Origin of the sequence: Arthrobacter sp. AFG7.2 (assembly GCF_002892835.1) — a bacterium.
Lineage (GTDB): Bacteria > Actinomycetota > Actinomycetes > Actinomycetales > Micrococcaceae > Arthrobacter.
Map to the genome: position 1 here is coordinate 186001 of NZ_PJMB01000001.1, position 19973 is coordinate 205973.

Genomic DNA, 19973 nt, shown 5'->3' on the forward strand with positions numbered 1-19973 from the left:
GATGGTCGGCGGAAACCGACGCTCTTTCCTTGGGGGCTCTGGCCGGCTGGCCTGCCGGCGGGTGATGGGCTCGTGTTCGGGGTTTGCCGGCTCTGCGGGTGGACTGCGCGGCGCTGCTCTTCATGCTCCGCTGACAGCCCCCAGGCCGGCACCTAGATTTACTGTCCATAAGAGTTTCAGTCTACAGGAGGCACCTGTCCCGGCCTCACCGGCACCACGGCCGCCGCAACCGGCATCGCGGCCGTTTCACCGCCCGTAAACACATTCCCGGGGACACCGTTTTTCGCCATATTCCGCCGTTCCTGCGTCACTTCATGATTTGGGTCACCCTTATTGGCAGTTAACACAAGATGCTCACTAGACTTGCAAAGGTCTGGGTTCAGAGGACTCAGGGATCGGTTCGTACGTGTTGCTGAAGCGCCGTGGGGCCGGAGAGAAATCAAACTCATGGAAGAGGCGTATTTCAAGTGCCAGAGCAGCCCAGCCACCGTCTACCAGAGGAATTTGGCGGAAACGAGTGGCTCGTTGACGAACTGTACGAGCAGTACCAGCAGGACAAGAACGCCGTGGATGCCAAGTGGTGGCCGCTGTTTGAATCGTTCGAGTCGGGCAGTTCTTCTTCCAATGGAAATTCGGGGCACGCCGCGGCCCATCCCCCTACCCGGGAAATGCCCTCTGTGAAAGCAGCGCCGGCACCGTCGCCGGCAGCGGCTCCCGTTGTCCCCCCTGCCCCGGCCACCCCGCCGGCCTCCGCTCAGGCGCCGGCAAAGAATGCTCCGGCAACCGTGGCCCGCGATGGCGGCAAGAAGACCGAGGCCGGAACCGGCTCGCAGCCCATCCCCGCGCAGCTCCCCAAGAACGTCAAGGCGCCTACCGCTCCGGAAGAGGACGTCGTCTCCGTCCTCCGCGGCCCTGCCAAGGCGATTGCCACCAACATGGTCACCAGCCTCCAGGTGCCCACCGCCACCAGCGTCCGCGCCATCCCGGCCAAGCTGCTGATCGATAACCGCGTGGTCATCAACTCGAACCTGGCCCGTGCCCGCGGCGGCAAGGTTTCCTTTACGCACCTCATCGGCTACGCCGTCATCCGTGCGCTTTCGCAGTTCCCTTCCATGAATGTGTACTACGACGAAGTGGACGGCAAGCCCGTTGCCGTGCAGCCGGCCCACGTCAACTTCGGCATCGCCATTGACATGCCGAAGCCGGACGGTACGCGCCTGCTGATGGTGCCCAACATCAAAAAGGCTGAAACCCTCAACTTCTCCGAGTTCTGGCACACCTATGAGGACCTCATCAAGCGTGCCCGCAACGGCAAGCTGACGGCCGAGGACCACCAGGGCACCACCGTGTCCCTCACCAATCCCGGCGGCATCGGCACCGTCCACTCGGTGCCGCGCCTTTCCAAGGGCCAGGCCGCCATCATCGGCGTGGGTGCCCTTGACTACCCGGCAGAGTTCCAGGGCGCAAGCGAAAAGATCATCGCCCAGAACGCCATCAGCAAGGTCCTCACTCTCACCTCCACCTACGATCACCGCGTGATCCAGGGTGCCGGCAGCGGCGAGTTCCTGAAGCTCGTGCACCAACTGCTCCTGGGTGCGCAGAACTTCTACGATGAGATTTTCGAATCCCTGCGTATCCCCTACGAGCCTGTGCGCTGGAGTGCCGACAAGCAGGTGGACCCGGCAGACCAGATCAACAAGGTTGCCCGGATCCAGCAGCTGATCCACTCCTACAGGGTCCGCGGCCACCTGATGGCCGACACCGATCCGCTGGAGTACGTCCAGCGCAAGCACCCGGACCTCGACATCCTGACCTACGGCCTGACGCTGTGGGACCTGGACCGCGAGTGGCCCACCGGCGGGTTCGGCGGCAAGCCGATGCTCAAGTTCCGCGATATCCTGGGCGTCCTGCGCGATGCCTACTGCCGCACCACCGGCATCGAATACATGCACATCCAGGAACCGGAAGAGCGCAAGTGGTTCCAGGACCAGCTGGAACACGAGTACTCCAAGCCCAGCCGTGAAGAGCAGCTGCGCATCGTCTCCAAGCTGAACGCCGCAGAAGCCTTCGAGACGTTCCTGCAGACCAAGTTCGTCGGCCAGAAGCGCTTTTCCCTGGAGGGCGGCGAATCCCTGATCCCGCTGCTGGACGCCATCATGTCCGACGCCGCCGACGACGGCCTGGACGAGGTTGCCATCGGAATGGCGCACCGCGGCCGCCTGAACGTTCTCACCAACATCGCCGGCAAGACCTACGCGCAGGTCTTCCGCGAATTCGAAGGCACGCAGGATCCCCGCTCCGTGCAGGGATCCGGCGACGTCAAGTACCACCTGGGCACCGAGGGAACCTTCACCTCGGACAACGGCAAGGAAACCAAGGTCTACCTGGCAGCCAACCCCTCCCACCTTGAAGCCGTGGATTCTGTGCTTGAAGGCATCGTCCGCGCCAAGCAGGACCGGCTTGACCAGGGCGAGTCATTCCCCGTCCTGCCCATCATGGTCCATGGCGACGCCGCTTTCGCGGGCCAGGGTGTGGTTGCCGAAACACTCAACCTGTCCCAGCTCCGCGGTTACCGCACCGGTGGAACCATCCACGTGGTGGTCAACAACCAGGTTGGTTTCACCACGGCACCTTCGTCATCCCGCTCGTCCACGTACTCCACGGATGTTGCCAAGATGATCCAGGCGCCCGTGTTCCACGTGAACGGTGACGATCCCGAAGCAGTGGTCCGCATCGGGCAGCTCGCCTACGAGTTCCGTCAGCGGTTCCACAAGGACGTTGTCATCGACATGGTCTGCTACCGGCGCCGCGGCCACAACGAGGGTGATGACCCCTCGATGACCCAGCCGCTGATGTACAACCTCATTGAGGCCAAGCGCTCCGTCCGCAAGCTGTACACGGAATCGCTGATCGGCCGTGGCGACATCACCGAGGAAGAAGCCGAGCAGCTGCTCCGCGACTACCAGGAGAGGCTGGAGCGCGTCTTCGCGGAAACCCACGCGGCCCAGACGTCCCCGATCCCGATCGTGACCGCGGATATGGCCGCCGTTTCCGATATCGAGCGACCCACGTCCCAGCAGTCGGATTCCGGCGTCAACGCTCCCGCGTCCACCGCCATCTCCGCGGATACCCTGGCGCGGATCGGCAAGGCCCACGTGGAAATCCCCGAGGGCTTCACTGTGCACGGCAAACTCAAGCAGCTGCTCGAAAAGCGCGAGCAGATGTCCCGGGAAGGCGGCATCGACTGGGGCTTCGGCGAAATCGCCGCCTTCGGTTCCCTCATCATGGAAGGCGTCCCCGTGCGCCTGGCAGGGCAGGACTCCCGCCGCGGCACCTTCGTGCAGCGCCACGCCGTGTTCCACGACCGCGCCAACGGCAAGGAATGGCTGCCCCTGGGCAACCTCTCCGACGACCAGGCGAAGCTGTGGATTTACGACTCCCTGCTCTCCGAATACGCTGCCATGGGCTTCGAATACGGCTACTCAGTGGAGCGTCCTGATGCACTGGTGCTGTGGGAAGCCCAGTTCGGCGACTTCGTCAACGGCGCCCAGACCATCATCGACGAGTTCATCTCCTCCGCCGAACAGAAGTGGGGCCAGCGTTCCTCGCTCGTCCTGATGCTGCCCCACGGCTACGAAGGCCAGGGACCGGACCACTCCTCTGCCAGGATCGAGCGGTTCCTGCAGCTGTGCGCTGAAGAGAACATGATCGTGGCCAACCCCACCACGGCGGCTTCGCACTTCCACCTGCTGCGCCGCCAGGCCTACAACCGTCCCCGCAAGCCGCTGATTATCTTCACGCCCAAGCAGCTGCTGCGCCTCAAGGCTGCCGCTTCATCTGTGGAGGACTTCACCACCGGCTCGTTCCGCCCCGTTATTGGTGACCACGAGCAACTGGCGGGAGACGCCGTCGAACGCGTCCTCCTGGTCTCCGGCCGCCTGTACTACGACCTCCTGTCCACCCGGCAGAAGACGGATGACAAGACGACGGCGATCGTCCGCGTGGAGCAGCTCTACCCGCTGCCTCACGAGGAAATCGCCAAGGAACTGGCGAAGTACCCGAACGCCGAAGTTGTGTGGGCCCAGGACGAGCCCGCCAACCAGGGCCCGTGGCCATTCATTGGCCTGAACCTCCCTGGTGCCCTGGAACGCCACATCCGGTTGGTCTCGCGTCCGGCCTCGGCTTCGACAGCCGCCGGTTCCATGAAGCGGCACGCCGCGGAACAGGATAGTCTCCTTAAGCAGGCATTTGCACGGAAATAAGCACTAAGGCTGCCCGGCCGGACGTCGAAATCCCAGACTCCGGCCGGGCAGTTCTGTTTAATGGAGTGAACAGCGCTCATGAGACGCAGTACTGCTGTCGAACTACAGCAGCAAAGGTAAGAACCCCATCGAATGCACAGCGCACCCCGTGGCCAGCAATAGGATCCACAGTGGCAGCGGCAAGGCACCGACGTAAAGAGGAACGCGTGGAAGACAGGAAGCTGCGGATTGCAGCTGTAGGAGATGAACTGCTGGCCGGACTGGGCGATCCCCGGGCGCTCGGCTGGCTGGGACGCGTCCTTGCCCGCACTCCCCGGGACAGCATGCTCCTGGAGAGCTACGCCCTTCCCTGCCCGCAGGAAGGAACGGAGGGCCTGGCTGCGCGGTGGCTGGAGGAAGCGGGCCGCCGTTTCAGTGCCCGGGCAGAAAACCGCCTGGTCATCGGACTGTCCGGCCGTGATATTGAGTTCGGGCTCTCCACCGCGCGCAGCCGGCTCAACCTGGCCAACATCCTGGATTCGGCGTCGCAGAACCGCATCGAGGTTTTCGTTGTTGGCCCTCCGCCCACCCTCGACCCCGCCCAGAACAGGCGCCTGGACGAGCTCAATACCGCCTTCGCCGACGTCACCACCCGGCGCAAGCACCTGTACGTGGACACCTTCTCCCCGCTCCTGAACCACGAACAGTGGCGCCAGGACCTGGCAGCCCAGGGAGGCACGCCCGGCCAGGCGGGCTACGGCCTGATGGCCTGGCTGGTGCTGCACCGGGGCTGGTTCCAATGGCTTGGGATGGACGCACCGGAGTAAACTGCAGTCGCGATATATCTTGACCCGCACTGCCCGTGCGCGTAGGTTGGAAGTTCCAACACGATATATCGCTTCTGGAGGAACCCTTGACTGATCGCGAGTGGACTGTCACCAGCCCGGAGACCATCGACGTCGACGGTGTGACTTCCCTGAAACTGGGCATGATTAAGGGACGCTTCGATGTAGTGGTGCATCAGGAGCCCGTTGCCAGGGTGGAAATATCGGACGTGCACGGGGACCCCGTGGCCGTCTCCCTGAACGGCGGGCGGCTGGAGGTACGGCACCAGTTGCACGGCCCGCAGGGATGGTTCAAGAACCTGATGGGAACTGTTAACCACAACAGCGAAAACTCAGCTGTCATCAGCATTGCCGTTCCGGCTCACGTCAGCGTTGAAGCCGGCACGGTCAGCGGTGATGGGCTGGTGTCCGGCCTTGCCGGGAATACACGCCTGAACACTGTTTCCGGTTCCGTCATGGCGGACAGTACAAGCGGCGAACTGCATATCCAGACCGTGAGCGGAGAAGTCACCGCACGGAACCACACCGGCGTCCTGACAGCCAAGAGCGTCTCGGGCGAACTGACTGTTTCCGGCCACCTCAGCCACATCCGGGCAAACACCGTCAGCGGTGACATGACCTTCGACCTCCTGGGCTTCACGCAGGACTTCGGTGCAAATTCTGTGTCCGGGGACCTCACAGTCCGGCTGCCCCATGACGTGGGCGTGGACATAGTGGCCAAGTCCGCAAGTGGAGCGGTGGTGATCGGAGACCAGCGGTACGCTGTGGTCGGTGGCAAGGTGGAGACGATTGCAGGCCCGGACGGGCAGCTGATGCTGATGCGCACCAACTCGATGTCCGGGAAGACCTCCATTTTCCACAGCACCGTGGCAGGAAATGCAGAAGCGGGGTCCTGATGCCGCCGGTCTTTGCCCATGGGGCGCTCCGGCTTTATCTTCTGGCGCTTCTTGAGTCCGGCCCCAAACACGGCTACGAACTCATCAAAGCCCTGAAGGAGCGCTTCGGCGGAACCTACTCACCCAGCGCCGGCACTATTTACCCGCGGCTGGGAAAGCTGGAGGAGGAAGGCCTCGTGGCCACCGAATCCGCGGGCCGCCGCACAAATTACCACATCACCGCATCCGGGCTCGCTGAACTGAACCGCCGCCGTGACGAACTGGCCGGAGTGGAAAGCGAGATTTCAGCCTCGGTCCGCAGGCTGGCGGACAACCTCCGGGAAGACATCCGGAGCAATATGCGGGGACTCCGCGCAGATTTGGCCGCCACCGCGGAAGCGGCCAGAGGTACCGCGCTGGCTGCGGATTTCAAGGTCCCGGGACGGTTGCCGGCAGAAAGCCAGCGGTCGCTCAAGGAAGCCGAAATGATGCTCCAGCGGTTCCGGGACGACCTCCGTGCGGAACTGCGGCTGCAGGCCGGCCGGCAACCGCTCAGCCCCCTTGCACTGGAAACCGTCAGGACGGTGCTGGAGCAAGCCGGCATTTCCATTCGCAACTCGCTTAATTCCTAGCACCGCACCTGGCCTGCCGGAATCAACGCAGGTCATGCAGCGGTTCCTGGTTCGCGGGCTGCCGGTTGATGTGGGAGACTTGAGGGCAGCTCTTTTGAGTACCAACAGTAAGGAGGCCAGCTATGAGCAAGCGTGCACGCAAGCGTCGTGACCGTAAGCGTGGCGGCGCGAACCACGGGAAGCGCCCCAACACCTAGGCAATCGCCAGGGACTACGGTTCAAGTAAAGGACCCCGGAAGCCACACGGCCTCCGGGGTCTTTTGCTGTCGTCTGCTGCAGCGGGCGCTCCTGCTGTGCTTAGGCGTCCACTGGCCGAATGGTATGGATCCGGTCAAGAATGGCGTTCTTCAGGTTCTCCGGAGCAGCCTCGGTGCAGGAGCGTTTGACCAGGTTGCGGATTACGCACTCGAGGTCGTACTGCTCGGTGCATTCCGGGCAATCATCAAGGTGGTTCTTGATCTCCGTGATGTCCTCGCGGGTCAAAGCACCGTCGAGGTACTCGTAGATGCGTTGCATCCTGGTGTCGTCGCAGTCGCCCAATCCCTGGCAGTCGCTCATTTCCTGCTCTCCTGTTGTGTGCTTCCTGCCGCGTCCTGTGAATCAGCGGCCGTTTTGAATCCGCGCTCAGCGGCGTACTCCCCCAGCATGTCCCGCAACATCCTCCTGCCGCGGTGGAGCCGGGACATCACTGTGCCAATGGGCGTGTTCATGATGTCGGATATTTCCTTGTAGGCGAACCCCTCCACATCGGCGAAGTAGACCGCAAGCCGGAATTCTTCGGGGATTTCCTGGAGGGCCCGCTTGACGTCTGAATCAGGAAGGTGGTCCAGGGCCTCCGCCTCGGCCGAACGGAGTCCGCTGGAGGTGTGCGACTCAGCCCTCGCCAGCTGCCAGTCCTCGATGGTGTCTGAGTTGGACTGAAGCGGTTCCCGCTGACGCTTGCGGTACAGGTTGATATACGTGTTCGTCAGGATGCGGTAAAGCCACGCTTTGAGGTTGGTTCCCGGCTTGTACTGGTGGAAGGCCGAAAATGCCTTGGTGTACGCCTCCTGGACCAGGTCCTCGGCATCCGAGGGGTTCCTGGCCATGCGCATCGCGGCTGAGTACAGCTGGTCGACGTACTGCATCGCGTCGCGTTCAAACCTCAAGCGGCGCTGTTCCACAGATTCCGTGGACACATCCACCAGGTCTTCGCCGGCGCCGGCACCGGACGAAGGGGCCACGACGGAATCCGCAGCCTCAGGTCCTGACGGGGCGCTGCTCTTCGCTTCATTGTGGGAAGCCTCATACATGGCCGAGACGGCCGGATCCAGGGTGCTCATTGCCCCCAAGTCTACTGTGAGGCTGCGAGCACGCGGCGAGTCGTACCCCGGCAGTTCAGCCCCAAACGAGTCCAGCGCCACCGGGCCTGCTGCTTCTACTCCGTCTAAAACACGCGCCAAGGGCCCAACTCCGCTCTGTGTGTCCGGCCGTACACCTGCGTCCCGCAATCATTGCCCGGCCATCTGATCCATGGTTCAGCCCATGATTTTCCTTCGGCCCGGTATTGCCGGGTCCGACATCAATAACCTCATGCCTTCGGCAAATATTCCCCAAAAGTGCAAGACTAGAACGGACTCCGCCGCTTCCGATGCGGTTCGTCCATCCAGGAGGAAATTCATGTCCTTTTTCCGCACGCTTGCCCGTCCAATGCTGGCCTCCAGTTTCGTCATCGCCGGAGTGGATAAGCTCAAAAATGCCGACGACACCGCACAGCAGCTCTCGCCGCTGCTCCGCAAGGCTGCGGCATCCCTGCCGTTCAAGTCTGACGAGAAGACCCTGGCCCGCGTTATTGGCGGAACCCAGGTGGGCGCCGGCGTGCTTTTTGGACTGGGTAAATTCTCCAGGCTGTCAGCAACGGTACTCACCGTGATCTCTCTTTTGAACACCTTTGTTGAATGGCGCAGCGCTGACATCAGCACCAGGGAAGGGCGCGAGAACCGGCGCAACCAGCTGCTCAAGAACCTGTCCCTGAGCGGCGGAGCCTTGCTGGCCTCCGTTGACACGGCCGGTAAGCCTGGCCTGGCCTGGCGCGCCGAGCACCTTGCCGCTGACGCCCGGAAGACCACCAACAAGAAGCTCACCAAGGCTGACAAGGCCGTGCGCCGCGCGGTGGAACAGGCCACGGGGGCATAACAACGCATGACCGCAGCAACAGCCGTCCGGGATGACGCGGGAGCACCCGTCCCCCACTGGCCCGCACCCTTCGCGTCCCGGCCCATCAACGCCACCGTCACGGTGCCCGGTTCAAAGTCGCTGACCAACAGGTACCTGGTGCTCGCGGCGTTGGCGGACGGGCCGTCCCGGCTCCGGGCGCCTCTGCATTCCAGGGACTCCGCGCTCATGATCGAGGCGCTTCGCCAGTTGGGTGCCAGCATTACCGAGGTACCGGGGGACGGCGCCTTCGGGCCCGACCTGGAGGTTGTTCCACTGGACCCGGCCGCTGCGGCGTCACTGGCAAGGATCGACTGCGGCCTGGCCGGTACGGTCATGCGGTTCGTTCCGCCCCTGGCCGCGCTGCGGAACGGCAGCAGCGTCTTCGACGGCGACCCGCACGCCCGCAAACGGCCGATGGGAACCATCATCGAGGCGCTCAGGGCGCTGGGGGTGGCCGTGTCCGCCGAGGAGGGCGGCACGCCGTCGTCGTTGCCGTTCGCGGTGGAAGGCACAGGTGAAGTGCGCGGCGGCCACCTGGTCATCGATGCCAGTGCTTCTTCCCAGTTCGTTTCGGCACTGCTCCTGGTGGGTGCCCGGTTCACGGAAGGCCTGCACCTGGAACACGTGGGCAAGCCCGTGCCCAGCCTCGACCACATCAGCATGACGGTCGCAGTCCTGCGGGGCGCGGGAGTTGTTGTTGATGATTCTGTGCCCAATCACTGGGTGGTCAGCCCCGGTCCCATCCGTGCGTTTGATCAGCGGATTGAGCAGGACCTGTCCAATGCCGGTCCTTTCCTCGCTGCCGCGCTGGCCTCGTGCGGGACGGTGCGGATTCCCGGCTGGCCGGAGGAAACGCAGCAGGTTGGTGATCTCTGGCGCAGTATCCTGCCCAGGCTGGGGGCGAAGGTCACGCTGCAGGACGGCGTCCTCACGGTTACGGGGGGCCCGGCTATCAAGGGCGGGGATTTCGCCGACACCAGCGAGCTTGCCCCCACCGTGGCAGCCCTCTGCGCCTTGGCCACCGGACCCTCGCGGCTGACCGGGATTGCCCATTTGCGGGGCCACGAGACCGACCGCCTCGCTGCCCTTGTCTCCGAGATCAACCGCCTGGGCGGAGACGCCGAGGAAACCAGCGATGGTTTGGTGATCCGGCCCGCCGCGCTGCACGCCGGCGTCGTCCACAGCTATGCCGACCACCGGATGGCAACCGCCGGTGCAATCATTGGCCTCGCCGTGGAGGGCGTCCAGGTGGAGGATATCGGCACTACCGCGAAGACCATGCCGGACTTCCCCCGCTTGTGGGCCGGCATGCTGGCGCAGAACAACCCGTCTGAACCGTCCGCGGAAGGTTCCCGCGGTGGCGCGGAGCACTGACTCCTGGGATGAGTCGGACGTCCGGATCCGGCCCAGCAAGAAGGGTTCCAGGCCGCGCACCAAGGACAGGCCCAGCCACGACGACGCCGTCACCGGACGCATCATCACCGTTGACCGGGGCAGGTACACCGCGGTGGTGGGCGAGGACTCCGGCAACGAACGCGTGGTCATCGCCGCGAGGGCCCGGGAACTGCGCCGGAACCCGGTGGTCGCGGGAGACTTTGTGTCGCTTGTGGGCGACGTCTCCGGTGAGCCGGATACCTTGGCGCGGCTGGTGAAGATCCAGGACCGCAAGACCCTCCTGCGGCGCAGCGCCGATGACACGGATCCTGTTGAACGCGCCGTGGTGGCCAACGCCGACCAGTTGGTGGTCGTGGTGGCAGCAGCCAACCCGGAGCCCCGCACAGGCTTCATTGACCGCGCCCTGGTTGCGGCGTACGACGCCGGCATCGAGCCGATCCTGCTGGTCACTAAGGCGGACGTCAAGGACCCCGCGGAGCTGCTGTCCAACTACACCCACCTGGACTTCCCGGTCATCATCAGCCGGACTGCGGATAAGCGGGCGTCAGGTATCGATGCCCGTTCCGACGACGGCCTGTCCGCCCGGCTGGACAGCGCCGCCGTCGCGGAACTGCGTTCCTACCTGGGCGGGAAGGTGACGGTCATGCTGGGGCATTCAGGTGTTGGCAAGTCAACGATGGTCAACGCGCTGACCGGAGCGGAAAGGGCTACCGGTGGGGTGAACGCGGTGACCGGACGCGGAAGGCACACGTCGTCGTCGGCCCTCGCGCTGCGCCTTGCCGACGCTCCCGCCGGCAGCTGGATCATTGACACTCCGGGCATCCGCTCCTTCGGCCTTGCGCACGTGGACCCGGACCGGATCCTGCGGTCCTTCCCTGACCTGTCCCCGGGCACGGAGGGCTGCGAGCGCGGGTGCAAGCACACCGCCAGTGCTGTGGACTGTGGACTGGACGCCTGGGTGGCCGCGGGCCATGCCGGCCCCACCGGAGCAGCCCGGCTGGGCTCGCTGCGGCGCCTTCTCGGCACCGACCCGCGGATGGAGGCCCAGGAGGCCAAGGAACTGGGAAGCGTCAACTGACGGTCCCGCTTCCCGGCAGAATCGCGCGCAGACGGTAGTTTGGAACCATGATCCAACCCGCTTCGAGCTACAACGATGACCTGCGCCTGGCCCATGTCCTGGCCGATTCCGTGGATGACCAGACCATGAGCCGTTTCAAGGCGCAGGACCTCCACATTGAGACCAAGCCGGACCTGACGCCTGTCACGGACGCGGACAAGGCGGCCGAAGAGGCCATCCGCGGCCAGCTTTCCCGCTCCCGTCCGCGTGACGCCGTCCTCGGCGAAGAGTTCGGCAGCACGGGCCACGGCTCACGGCGGTGGATCATCGATCCGATTGACGGCACCAAGAACTTTGTCCGTGGTGTTCCGGTCTGGGCCACCCTGATCGCCCTGGTGGACGAAGGCGAGCCCGTTGTTGGAGTAGTCAGCGCCCCGGCCCTTGGCAAGCGCTGGTGGGCGGCGAAGGGCATGGGCGCCTACATGGGCCGTTCGCTGGCTGCCGCCACCAGGCTCCGGGTGTCCAACGTTTCCAGCCTGTCCGACGCCTCCCTGTCCTACTCGAGCCTTGGCGGCTGGAAGGAACGGGGCAACTTCGACGAATTCCTGGGCCTCACCGAGGATGTGTGGCGGACCCGGGCCTTTGGTGACTTCTGGTCCTACTGCATGGTGGCCGAGGGTTCGGTGGACATTGCCTGCGAGCCCGAACTGAACCTTTACGACATGGCCGCCCTGGTGCCGATCGTGGTGGAGGCCGGCGGGCGCTTCACCTCGCTGGAAGGCGAGGACGGACCCTTCGGAGGCAACGCCCTCGCCACCAACTCCATCCTGCACTCGGAGGTGCTGCGCCGGTTGAACCCGGACCTGGACGACCTTCTCTGATTTCCCCTCCCCCGAATTTTCGACGGCGGCCAGCCCTTAGAGGTGCTGGCCGCCGTCGTTATGTTCGGTGGAAGCGTTCCTTTTCAGGCGGACGTAACAAAGCCCTTAACATTCCTGCCCGCTTTTTGCCTTCCCCGCCCATGTCCTACGCTCTTAAGCAGGTCACGAGTGCCAGCGCAAAACCCCGGTTTGCTGGCCGGCAACCCTCCATTCGCGGCGGGGTGCCCCGGGTGACGACCAGGCCGGTCCGGAACGGATGCGGCAAGCGCGGATTCCTGCCCGGAGTCCTGTTCTGAAGTGAGGTCTCTGTGACAACTGCCACCGTCTCCCCCAACGTCGCCATCCAGCCTGCAACCGCTGTCCTTCCTGACCAGCGGCAGGCCCTCGCCGGCCGTCCCCTCGCGGCAGTCACGGGCGCCGAAATCCAGGCGCCGCTGATCCATGGCGGACACGTCCGCTACGCCAACCTCGACTATGGCGCGTCCGCGCCGGCGCTCTCCGTGGTGTCCGCGTACCTCAATGAAATTCTCCCGTTCTACGCGAGTGTCCACCGTGGTGCCGGCTACGCATCCCAAATCAGCACCTCGGTGTACGAAAATGCCCGCGCCATCGTCCGCGAGTTTGTGAACGGCCGCCCGGATGACTCGGTGATTTTCACCCGGAACACGACCGATTCACTCAACCTGCTGGCCGGTTGCCTGCCTGTGACCGGCGGACGGCCCGATGGCGACGTCCTGTACCTCGACATCGAGCACCACGCCAACCTGCTCCCGTGGCAGGGAGTTCCGCATCGCAGCATCGTGGCAGCGGACACGGTTGCCGGAACCGTTGATGCGGTGCGTGCCGAACTGCAGCAGGGCGGGGTGAGCCTGCTGGCCGTCACCGGAGCGTCCAATGTCACCGGTGAAATCCTGCCGGTCCGAACCCTTGCCGAACTCGCCCACAACCATGGCGCACGGATTGTTGTGGACGCGGCCCAGCTGGCACCCCACCGCCGTATCAACATCACCGCGGACGACGTCGACTACATCGCCTTCTCCGGGCACAAGCTGTACGCACCCTTTGGTTCAGGCGTGCTGGTAGGCCGTCCGGATTGGCTCGACGCCGGGACTCCGCACCTGGCGGGCGGCGGCGCCGTCAAGGAAGCAAGGCTCGACGGCGTCAGCTGGGCCACCGGCCCTGCCCGCCACGAGGGCGGGTCACCCAACGTTTTGGGAGCGGCCACCCTGGCACGTGCCACGCAGGTCATTGCCGGGCTGGACCCGGACCGGTGGCACGCCCACGAAGCAGCCATCCGCTCCTACCTGGTGGATGGCCTGCGGGAGATCGACGGCGTCACGGTGCACCAGATTTTCAGAGACACCGATACGGACACGATCGGTGTGGTCAACTTCTCCGTCGAGGGCTACGACGCCGGCCTGGTGGCTGCCTACCTTTCGGCAGAGCACGGAGTGGGCCTCCGCGACGGCCGGTTCTGTGCCCACCCGCTGCTGAAGCGGCTGGGGCTGCCGTCCGGCTCACTCCGGGCCAGCTTCGGCGTCGGATCCAGGCTGGAAGATGCCCAGCGGCTCCTCGCCGGCATCCGGGACCTCCGCAGCAAGGGCCTTGGCTGGGACTATGTGGTGGACGCAGGCCGCTGGGTTCCCGCCAACGACAACCGCACCTATCCCCACTGGGCGCCCAACACCCCCGGAACTGCCGGCGCGGCCCCCTGCATCGACGACTGAGCTGGAGCCCTGGCGCCAGGTGCCCTGCCGCTGCAGCCGGTACGGTAAATTCGGATGGAACCAAAGGGACCGGATGAAGGAGGCCGCGCGTGGCACGGGGTGGCCCACGGCTGGATCACGGCCGGCGCAGGGAGCTGGGCCAGAGCTTCCAGGACGGCGGAAGGCATTACCAGCAGGTGAGGCCCGGCTATCCGGCTGAAACCGCGCGCTGGCTTGTACCCCCTGGAGCCCGTGATGTGCTCGACGTTGGCGCCGGAACCGGCAAGTTCACCGGGCTGCTGCTGGGTCTGGGGCATTCCGTCACCGCAGTGGATCCTTCCGCGGACATGCTCGGGCAGTTGACGAATCACTATCCGGCTGCCACGGCCGTCCTTGGTACTGCAGAGGTGACAGGACTGCCTGACGCGGCCTTCGACGTCGTTACCGTAGCCCAGGCCTGGCACTGGTGCGATGCCCTGAGGGCAAGTACGGAAGCAGCGCGTGTCCTCCGCCCCCGGGGAACGCTGGGGCTCGTCTGGAACCAATTGGACACTTCCGTCCCGTGGGTCCACCGGCTGTCCCGGATCATGCACGCCGGGGACGTCTACAAGCCGGGTTTCCGGCCCCTGGTGGGACCCGAGTTCGAGGGGCTGGAGGACCACGTGACGCCGTGGCAGGACTCCGTCACCACCACCGGCCTGATTGAACTGGCAAAGTCCCGGAGTTATTACCTGCGTGCCGGTGAAGCCACCCGGGCGAAGGTCATGGCGAACCTGGACTGGTACCTGCATGAGCATCTGGGCCATGGGCCGGACGACCAACTGGAGCTGCCCTACCTGGCCCTGGCATGGCGGGCAGTCCGGGCTTGAGCATTTGCCGCTCCGCACGCGGGCAACGATAGCCGGTAGGCTGGATGCCGTGAAGACCAGCGCGCCCTCCTCCTCCATCGAGGACTACGTCAAGGTCATCTACTCGTTCACGGAGTGGCAGGACAAGCCCATCACCTCCTCGCAGCTGGCGCAGCGCCTGGGGGTTGCCAACTCATCGGTTTCGGAAATGGTCCGCAAGCTGAAGGACCAGGGACTGGTGGACCACAAGCCCTACAGCGCCGTCAGGCTCACGGATGCCGGCCTTCGCCTTGCCCTGTCCATGGTGCGGCGCCACCGCCTGATCGAGACTTACCTGGTGCAGCAGTTGGGGTACAGCTGGGATGAGGTCCACGATGAGGCCGAGTTGCTGGAGCACGCCGTATCAGACACCTTCATAGAACGCGTGGCAGCAAAGCTGGGTAACCCCCAGCGCGATCCGCACGGCGATCCCATCCCGACGGCGGACGGCGAGGTCTTCATGCCCCACGCGCACCTCATGGCCGAGCTCGACCAGGGCCACACAGGACGAATAACCAGGATCAGCGATGACAACCCCGAGCTCCTCCGCTACCTGGCAGCGGAGGAGATAGACCTCGACGCAGAAGTGGAAGTCGTGGGACGCCGGCCCTTTGGGGGCGCCCTGGTGGTAAGGATCAGGAACTCGGGCAGGACGCGGGACTATGACCTGGCTGATGAAATCACCACCGCTTTGTGGGTTCACACGTCCCAGGCGCATCCCGGCTGCCTTCTCGGGGACGCTGATTTGCCTGCGGTATGAGCGTGCCGCAACGTCCCGGCGTGCCGTCGGCCCGGGCCTGGCTGGCGGTTGCCGCGGGTGGCCTGGCAGGCACTGAACTGCGGTATGGCCTTGGGCTTGCCTTTCCGGAGCTCCCCGGCTCTTTTCCCTGGACTACCCTTTCCATCAACGTGGCCGGCAGCTTTGTCCTGGCCACGCTGACTACCGCCTGGATGTCCCGCCCACAAACTGCATTCTGGTTGCGGGCAGGGCTGGGGCCGGGGTTGCTGGGGTCCTTCACCACGTTCTCTGCCGTGGTCTTCTCTTTGGACCAGCTGGCGCAAGCCGGACAACACATGGTCTGGGTTGTGTACCTGGCGTTGTCGTTGGTGGCGGGGCTGGCAGCCGCGGCGCTGGGCTGGCGATTGGGCAAACTGATTGGCCTGCCTTCCGGTGGCCGGCGATGATGACGGCGGTCCTGGTAGGAGTTTTTGGGGTGGCCGGCACCCTTCTCCGCTTCGGTATTGACAGCTGGTTTGCCCATCATGCCTCGACCCGCACTGACCGAACGGCAATCCCCGGCCCTGGCCCTGGCACAGGCCCTAGCCTGCACTGGCCTTGGGCCACGCTGCTGGTAAACGTGGGCGGTTGCTTCATTATTGGTGCGGCGCATGGCTTTACTGCGGGGCTGGGACTGGCTGCTGAGTGGCAGGCCGGGCTGGCAACGGGACTGGCCGGCGGGCTGACCACCTTCAGCTCCTGGACCACCGCCACTGTACGGTTGCTGGCTGAGGAACGCCTGGGTGCAGCAGCGATGAATATTGCCGTGAACCTGGTCCTGGGCTTTGCTGCTGCGGGGGCAGGTAGCGCCCTGGTGTCCTAGCTATCGGAAGCACCCCGGACTGAACTGCCGGTCAGGAGACTTGATTTGGCGGCCTCCCGTATCGTGGATGGTGATGATTAGCAGACGTGACGCGGCCATTGCCCTTGATGTACCCATGGAAATGGCACAGCGCCACGGCCTTCCCAAGTGGATGACCGAGGCCCAGCTGGGTGAGATCCTGGACAACCCGCCGCCCTGGCTGGTCCAGTCCCGTGCAAACCGGACCGGCAAGCGCCCCGTGTGGGTCCATCTGGAATGCGCCGTGTGCGGCTACGAGGAAGCAGCCCGCCCCAAGAAGTGGTGGCCTGAGTTTACCTACGTGGTCTGCGAGCACCACTCCCCTGCCGACGGTCCGCCGGTGCAGCCGGGCTTCATCCGGAGTGAATTCGACGGCGTAGGCACGCGCTTCGTCGGCATCGCTGACGTAGCCGGTGGCTGACTTCCGGAAGTAATGGCCCCGCCTCTTGAGGGGCGGCCGTCCACGCGGTTCACTGGTGATTCCACACGACTGATCGTGATGACGGTCCCGTCGCATCGTCGTCGTCATTTCTGCCACGCGGTTCGACGCCTTGTCTTGCCGCACCTCCAGGACAACCGGCTACTGGTCCCCAGACGGTCCTCGGGGGCAACAAAAAACACCCCGGTCAGAAGACCGGGGTGTTTTCCTGGTGGCTGCAGACCTCCGCGAAGAAAGTCTACGGCCGCCACAAAATGTGGAGATGGGGGGAATTGAACCCCCGTCCGATGTCGTGTTGTCAGGGCTTCTCCGGGCGCAGTTTGCGTCGGATTTTCTCGGCCCCAGCCATGCTGCAAACAGCTGGCTGATCCGGGCCCAGTCATCTAAAAGTCCCGTTCACCCCGATGACGGAGGTGAACAGCAGTGGCTATCTAAATGACGCCAGGATCCGGGGCGATAGCAACCTCGGGCTGACGGACTGTCTTACTGGTTAAGCAGCAAGAGCGAAGTCAGTGCGCTTAGAATTGGCACTTATTGGTTTGCAGAAAGCGTTTACGAGATAATTCTGCATCCTCGGCCCGCTTCACCTGTCGCGACTAACATCGTCGAAACCGATCATCCCCATATTTTTTTACCAAACCGGTGGGCAAGCCCGCCGGACTACCTATCATAACGCATGATGCGCCGTGTTCATTCCCCCGCATGTCATGGCACTTCTGTGCCCTGCCCCGCCTCCGCTGCTACAAAGCCCGCCAGCCTCTCATTCGAGGAAGGCGGGACGAATCCTGTGGCTTTGATCTTGGCCAATGCGAGAACGCTATGCACTGGCCGCGGGGCTGCGTCCTTGTCCTTGAAATACTCCTCGGTGCTGACGCCTGTTACAGCAGACCGCGGTTTGCCTTTGAGTTCGAAAACGTCAGCCGCTATGTCTGCCCAGGACTGAGGGTCACCATCGTTGCTGAAATTGTAGGTGCCGTAATCGGCTCCGGAATCCAGGAGATGCCTGATGACTGCAGCTATGTCGTCAGCGAAGCTAAGGCGCCCGATCTGGTCGTTCACTACCGAGGGTTGGATGTTGCGCTCGGCAAGGGATGCCATGGTACGGACGAAATTGTTCCCCTGGCCGATGACCCAGCTGGTTCTCACGATGTAGTGCCGGGGGACAACGCTCACGACGGCGTCTCCCGCCGCTTTGGTTTGTCCGTAGACGCCCAAGGGACTAAAGGGTTCCATTTCGTGATGGAGGTCCCGGACGCCGTCAAAGACATAATCGGACGATATGTGGACCAAAGTGAGGTTATGTTCGACGGCGGTCCGGGCCAGGCGCGCAACGGCGGTCACGTTAATGTCCCAGGAGGCTGCACGTCCGTCGGATGTTTCAGCATGGTCCACGGCCGTGTACGCCGCTGCGTTAATGATCGCTGCGTAGTTCTTCCAATTGCGGTTGCCAAAAGAATCTGCACTGGTGAGGTCAAAATCTCCGCGGCCTGCGAACTCGACGGATGAATCGCCGTCGTAGAGCTTACGCAGTGCATTGCCCAGTTGCCCGTCCGCGCCAACCACAAGAGTCTTTTTGTCCTGCATTGGCCTGACTTCAGCCATCCTCGGGTGGGCCTTATCCTTGCCGGAGAGCTCTGCCTGGGCGAGCGGGATAGGCCAGGCGATAGCGGCGGTCTCGTCTGCAAGATTCAGAAACGTGTACTGCTCCTGCGCATCTGCCGACCAGTGGTCGTTCACCAGGTAGGTGTATGCAGTGTTGTCCTCAAGGGTCTGGAAGGCGTTGCCTACGCCGCGTGGTATGTAAATGGCCTGGCTGGGGTCAATTTCCGCTGTAAAGACGGCGCCAAATGAAGGCCCTTCCCTGAGGTCAACCCAGGCACCAAAAATGCGCCCGGTGGCAACCGAGATGAACTTGTCCCAGGGTTCGGCATGAATCCCGCGGGTTGTTCCGGCTTTCTCGTTGAAAGAAACATTGTTCTGAACAGGACGGAAGTCAGGCAGACCAAGCGCCATCATCTTCTCCCGCTGCCAGTTCTCCTTGAACCAGCCACGGTTGTCACCGTGGACCGGAAGGCTGTATATCACTACACCCGGAATGGACGTCACGTGCGCTGTCAGTGGTTTCGAGAATTCGATTGGCATGTTGTTACTGGCCCTGTTCCTTGTACTTGGCCTCTGTGAGTGCCTTCTGGGGGCGCCACCAGTCCTCATTGTCCCGGTACCACGCAATGGTGTCCTCGATGCCCGCATCAAAGTTGGAGAACCGCGGCTCCCATCCCAGTTCGCTGCGGAGCTTTGTGGAGTCAATGGCGTACCGCAGGTCGTGTCCGGGCCGGTCCATCACGTGGTCGTAGGCGTCAGGGGCCTGCCCCATGTGCTTGAGGATCAGTTCAACAACGTCCTTGTTGTTCTTTTCCCCGTCCGCACCGATCAGGTAAGTTTCGCCGATCTTACCCTTGGCGATGATCGCCAGGACGGCAGAGGAGTGGTCGTTGGCGTGGATCCAGTCGCGGACGTTTTCGCCTTTGCCGTAGAGCTTCGGCCGGATCCCGTCGATGACGTTGGTGATCTGGCGGGGGATGAACTTCTCAACGTGCTGGTATGGCCCGTAGTTGTTCGAGCAGTTGCTAATGGTGGCCTGCAGCCCGAACGAGCGCACCCAGGCTCGCACCAGCAGGTCCGAGCCAGCCTTCGTGGAGGAGTAGGGGCTGGACGGGTTGTACGGTGTCTGCTCCGTGAACCGTTCCGGGTCATCGAGTTCCAGGTCGCCGTAGACCTCATCCGTAGAAATGTGATGGAAGCGTTTGTTGTGCTTCCTCGCGGCCTCGATCAAGGTGTACGTACCGATGATGTTGGTGTCCAGGAACGGGCGCGGATCGTGCAGGGAGTTATCGTTGTGTGACTCTGCTGCATAGTGAACGACGACGTCAGTGTCCGCAACCAACCGGTCGACGAGATCTGAATCGGCGATGTCACCTTGGACGAAGTCGAATCGGGCTTCCGGAAGGCCCCGTAACGATTCAAGGTTGCCGGCGTAGGTCAACTTATCCAGGACAGTGACATGATCGTCCGTTGTATCCAGTACATAATGGACAAAATTTGAGCCGATGAAGCCGGCCCCGCCGGTTACCAGTAGCTTTTGCATGCTGTTATCGTTTCATGGCGTCGCGGATTTGGCTGAATTTGCTCCAGCCATAAAA

The 19973-nt window shown here is 63.6% G+C and carries 19 protein-coding genes, 1 other RNA gene and 1 riboswitch; of the genes, 15 read left to right on the top strand and 5 right to left on the bottom strand.

Annotated elements, in window-relative coordinates:
• Positions 1–467: 467 nt before the first annotated feature.
• From CXX84_RS00875 to CXX84_RS19505, 5 genes are all read left to right on the top strand, one after another.
• Positions 468–4262, top strand: a complete 3795-nt coding sequence (locus tag CXX84_RS00875) for a multifunctional oxoglutarate decarboxylase/oxoglutarate dehydrogenase thiamine pyrophosphate-binding subunit/dihydrolipoyllysine-residue succinyltransferase subunit (protein ID WP_102974849.1) — start codon at positions 468–470, stop codon at positions 4260–4262.
• Between the two features lie 206 nt (positions 4263–4468).
• Complete coding sequence (locus CXX84_RS00880) at positions 4469–5068, top strand: GDSL-type esterase/lipase family protein (protein ID WP_102974850.1); 600 nt, start codon at positions 4469–4471, stop codon at positions 5066–5068.
• Between the two features lie 86 nt (positions 5069–5154).
• Positions 5155–5982 (top strand): DUF4097 family beta strand repeat-containing protein, encoded by an 828-nt coding sequence (locus tag CXX84_RS00885; protein ID WP_102974851.1) that lies wholly within the window; start codon positions 5155–5157, stop codon positions 5980–5982.
• Complete coding sequence (locus tag CXX84_RS00890) at positions 5982–6593, top strand: PadR family transcriptional regulator (RefSeq protein WP_102974852.1); 612 nt, start codon at positions 5982–5984, stop codon at positions 6591–6593. Before CXX84_RS00885 ends, CXX84_RS00890 begins: the two co-directional genes overlap by 1 nt.
• 122 nt (positions 6594–6715) lie before the next feature.
• Positions 6716–6790 (top strand): 50S ribosomal protein bL37, encoded by a 75-nt coding sequence (locus tag CXX84_RS19505; protein WP_369299106.1) that lies wholly within the window; start codon positions 6716–6718, stop codon positions 6788–6790.
• 100 nt (positions 6791–6890) lie between these two features.
• Here CXX84_RS19505 and rsrA read toward each other — a convergent pair whose 3' ends face one another.
• Together rsrA and CXX84_RS00900 are read right to left on the bottom strand one after the other, a co-directional pair.
• On the bottom strand, positions 6891–7151 hold the full coding sequence (gene rsrA / locus CXX84_RS00895; RefSeq protein ID WP_102974853.1) for a mycothiol system anti-sigma-R factor: 261 nt from the start codon (positions 7149–7151) through the stop codon (positions 6891–6893).
• Entirely contained in the window at positions 7148–7915 is a 768-nt protein-coding gene (locus CXX84_RS00900; protein ID WP_223252913.1) for a sigma-70 family RNA polymerase sigma factor, read from the bottom strand. The genes rsrA and CXX84_RS00900 overlap by 4 nt, the downstream gene beginning before the upstream one ends.
• 337 nt (positions 7916–8252) lie before the next feature.
• Here CXX84_RS00900 and CXX84_RS00905 point away from each other — a divergent pair, with 337 nt between their 5' ends.
• The 10 genes from CXX84_RS00905 (at position 8253) to CXX84_RS00950 (ending at position 16755) form a co-directional block, all read left to right on the top strand.
• Positions 8253–8768 carry a DoxX family protein gene (locus CXX84_RS00905; RefSeq protein WP_102974855.1) on the top strand — a complete coding sequence of 172 codons (516 nt, stop codon included), beginning with the start codon at positions 8253–8255 and terminating at the stop codon, positions 8766–8768.
• Positions 8769–8774: 6 nt separating this feature from the next.
• Positions 8775–10163, top strand: a complete 1389-nt coding sequence (gene aroA / locus CXX84_RS00910; protein ID WP_102974856.1) for a 3-phosphoshikimate 1-carboxyvinyltransferase — start codon at positions 8775–8777, stop codon at positions 10161–10163.
• Positions 10147–11262 carry a ribosome small subunit-dependent GTPase A gene (locus CXX84_RS00915; protein WP_102974857.1) on the top strand — a complete coding sequence of 372 codons (1116 nt, stop codon included), beginning with the start codon at positions 10147–10149 and terminating at the stop codon, positions 11260–11262. The genes aroA and CXX84_RS00915 overlap by 17 nt, the downstream gene beginning before the upstream one ends.
• 47 nt (positions 11263–11309) lie before the next feature.
• Positions 11310–12122 carry a histidinol-phosphatase gene (hisN, locus tag CXX84_RS00920; RefSeq protein WP_102974858.1) on the top strand — a complete coding sequence of 271 codons (813 nt, stop codon included), beginning with the start codon at positions 11310–11312 and terminating at the stop codon, positions 12120–12122.
• Positions 12123–12282: 160 nt separating this feature from the next.
• A riboswitch (SAM riboswitch) is annotated at positions 12283–12396 on the top strand.
• A gap of 34 nt (positions 12397–12430) precedes the next feature.
• Positions 12431–13849 (top strand): aminotransferase class V-fold PLP-dependent enzyme, encoded by a 1419-nt coding sequence (locus CXX84_RS00925; protein ID WP_102974859.1) that lies wholly within the window; start codon positions 12431–12433, stop codon positions 13847–13849.
• An 89-nt stretch (positions 13850–13938) separates the two neighbouring features.
• The gene (locus CXX84_RS00930; RefSeq protein WP_102974860.1) at positions 13939–14697 is read left to right on the top strand and encodes a class I SAM-dependent methyltransferase; all 759 of its coding nucleotides are present in this window, start codon (positions 13939–13941) and stop codon (positions 14695–14697) included.
• Between the two features lie 49 nt (positions 14698–14746).
• On the top strand, positions 14747–15475 hold the full coding sequence (locus tag CXX84_RS00935; RefSeq protein WP_102974861.1) for a metal-dependent transcriptional regulator: 729 nt from the start codon (positions 14747–14749) through the stop codon (positions 15473–15475).
• A gap of 2 nt (positions 15476–15477) precedes the next feature.
• The gene (locus tag CXX84_RS00940) at positions 15478–15900 is read left to right on the top strand and encodes a fluoride efflux transporter FluC (RefSeq protein WP_411266180.1); all 423 of its coding nucleotides are present in this window, start codon (positions 15478–15480) and stop codon (positions 15898–15900) included.
• Complete coding sequence (locus CXX84_RS00945) at positions 15897–16316, top strand: fluoride efflux transporter FluC (RefSeq protein ID WP_102974863.1); 420 nt, start codon at positions 15897–15899, stop codon at positions 16314–16316. Before CXX84_RS00940 ends, CXX84_RS00945 begins: the two co-directional genes overlap by 4 nt.
• Positions 16317–16389: 73 nt before the next feature.
• A complete protein-coding gene (locus tag CXX84_RS00950; RefSeq protein WP_102975328.1) occupies positions 16390–16755 on the top strand; it encodes a hypothetical protein in 366 nt (121 codons plus the stop codon).
• A 272-nt stretch (positions 16756–17027) separates the two neighbouring features.
• Here the strand turns inward: CXX84_RS00950 and ssrA are convergent.
• The 3 genes from ssrA to rfbB all read right to left on the bottom strand — a co-directional run bounded on the left by ssrA (position 17028) and on the right by rfbB (position 19918).
• Positions 17028–17396, bottom strand: a transfer-messenger RNA (tmRNA) gene (gene ssrA, locus CXX84_RS00955).
• 82 nt (positions 17397–17478) lie between these two features.
• Positions 17479–18915 (bottom strand): sugar nucleotide-binding protein, encoded by a 1437-nt coding sequence (locus CXX84_RS00960; protein WP_102974864.1) that lies wholly within the window; start codon positions 18913–18915, stop codon positions 17479–17481.
• Positions 18916–18919: 4 nt separating this feature from the next.
• Positions 18920–19918, bottom strand: coding sequence for a dTDP-glucose 4,6-dehydratase (gene rfbB / locus CXX84_RS00965; protein ID WP_102974865.1), 999 nt, complete (start codon positions 19916–19918; stop codon positions 18920–18922).
• Positions 19919–19973 lie beyond the last annotated feature (55 nt).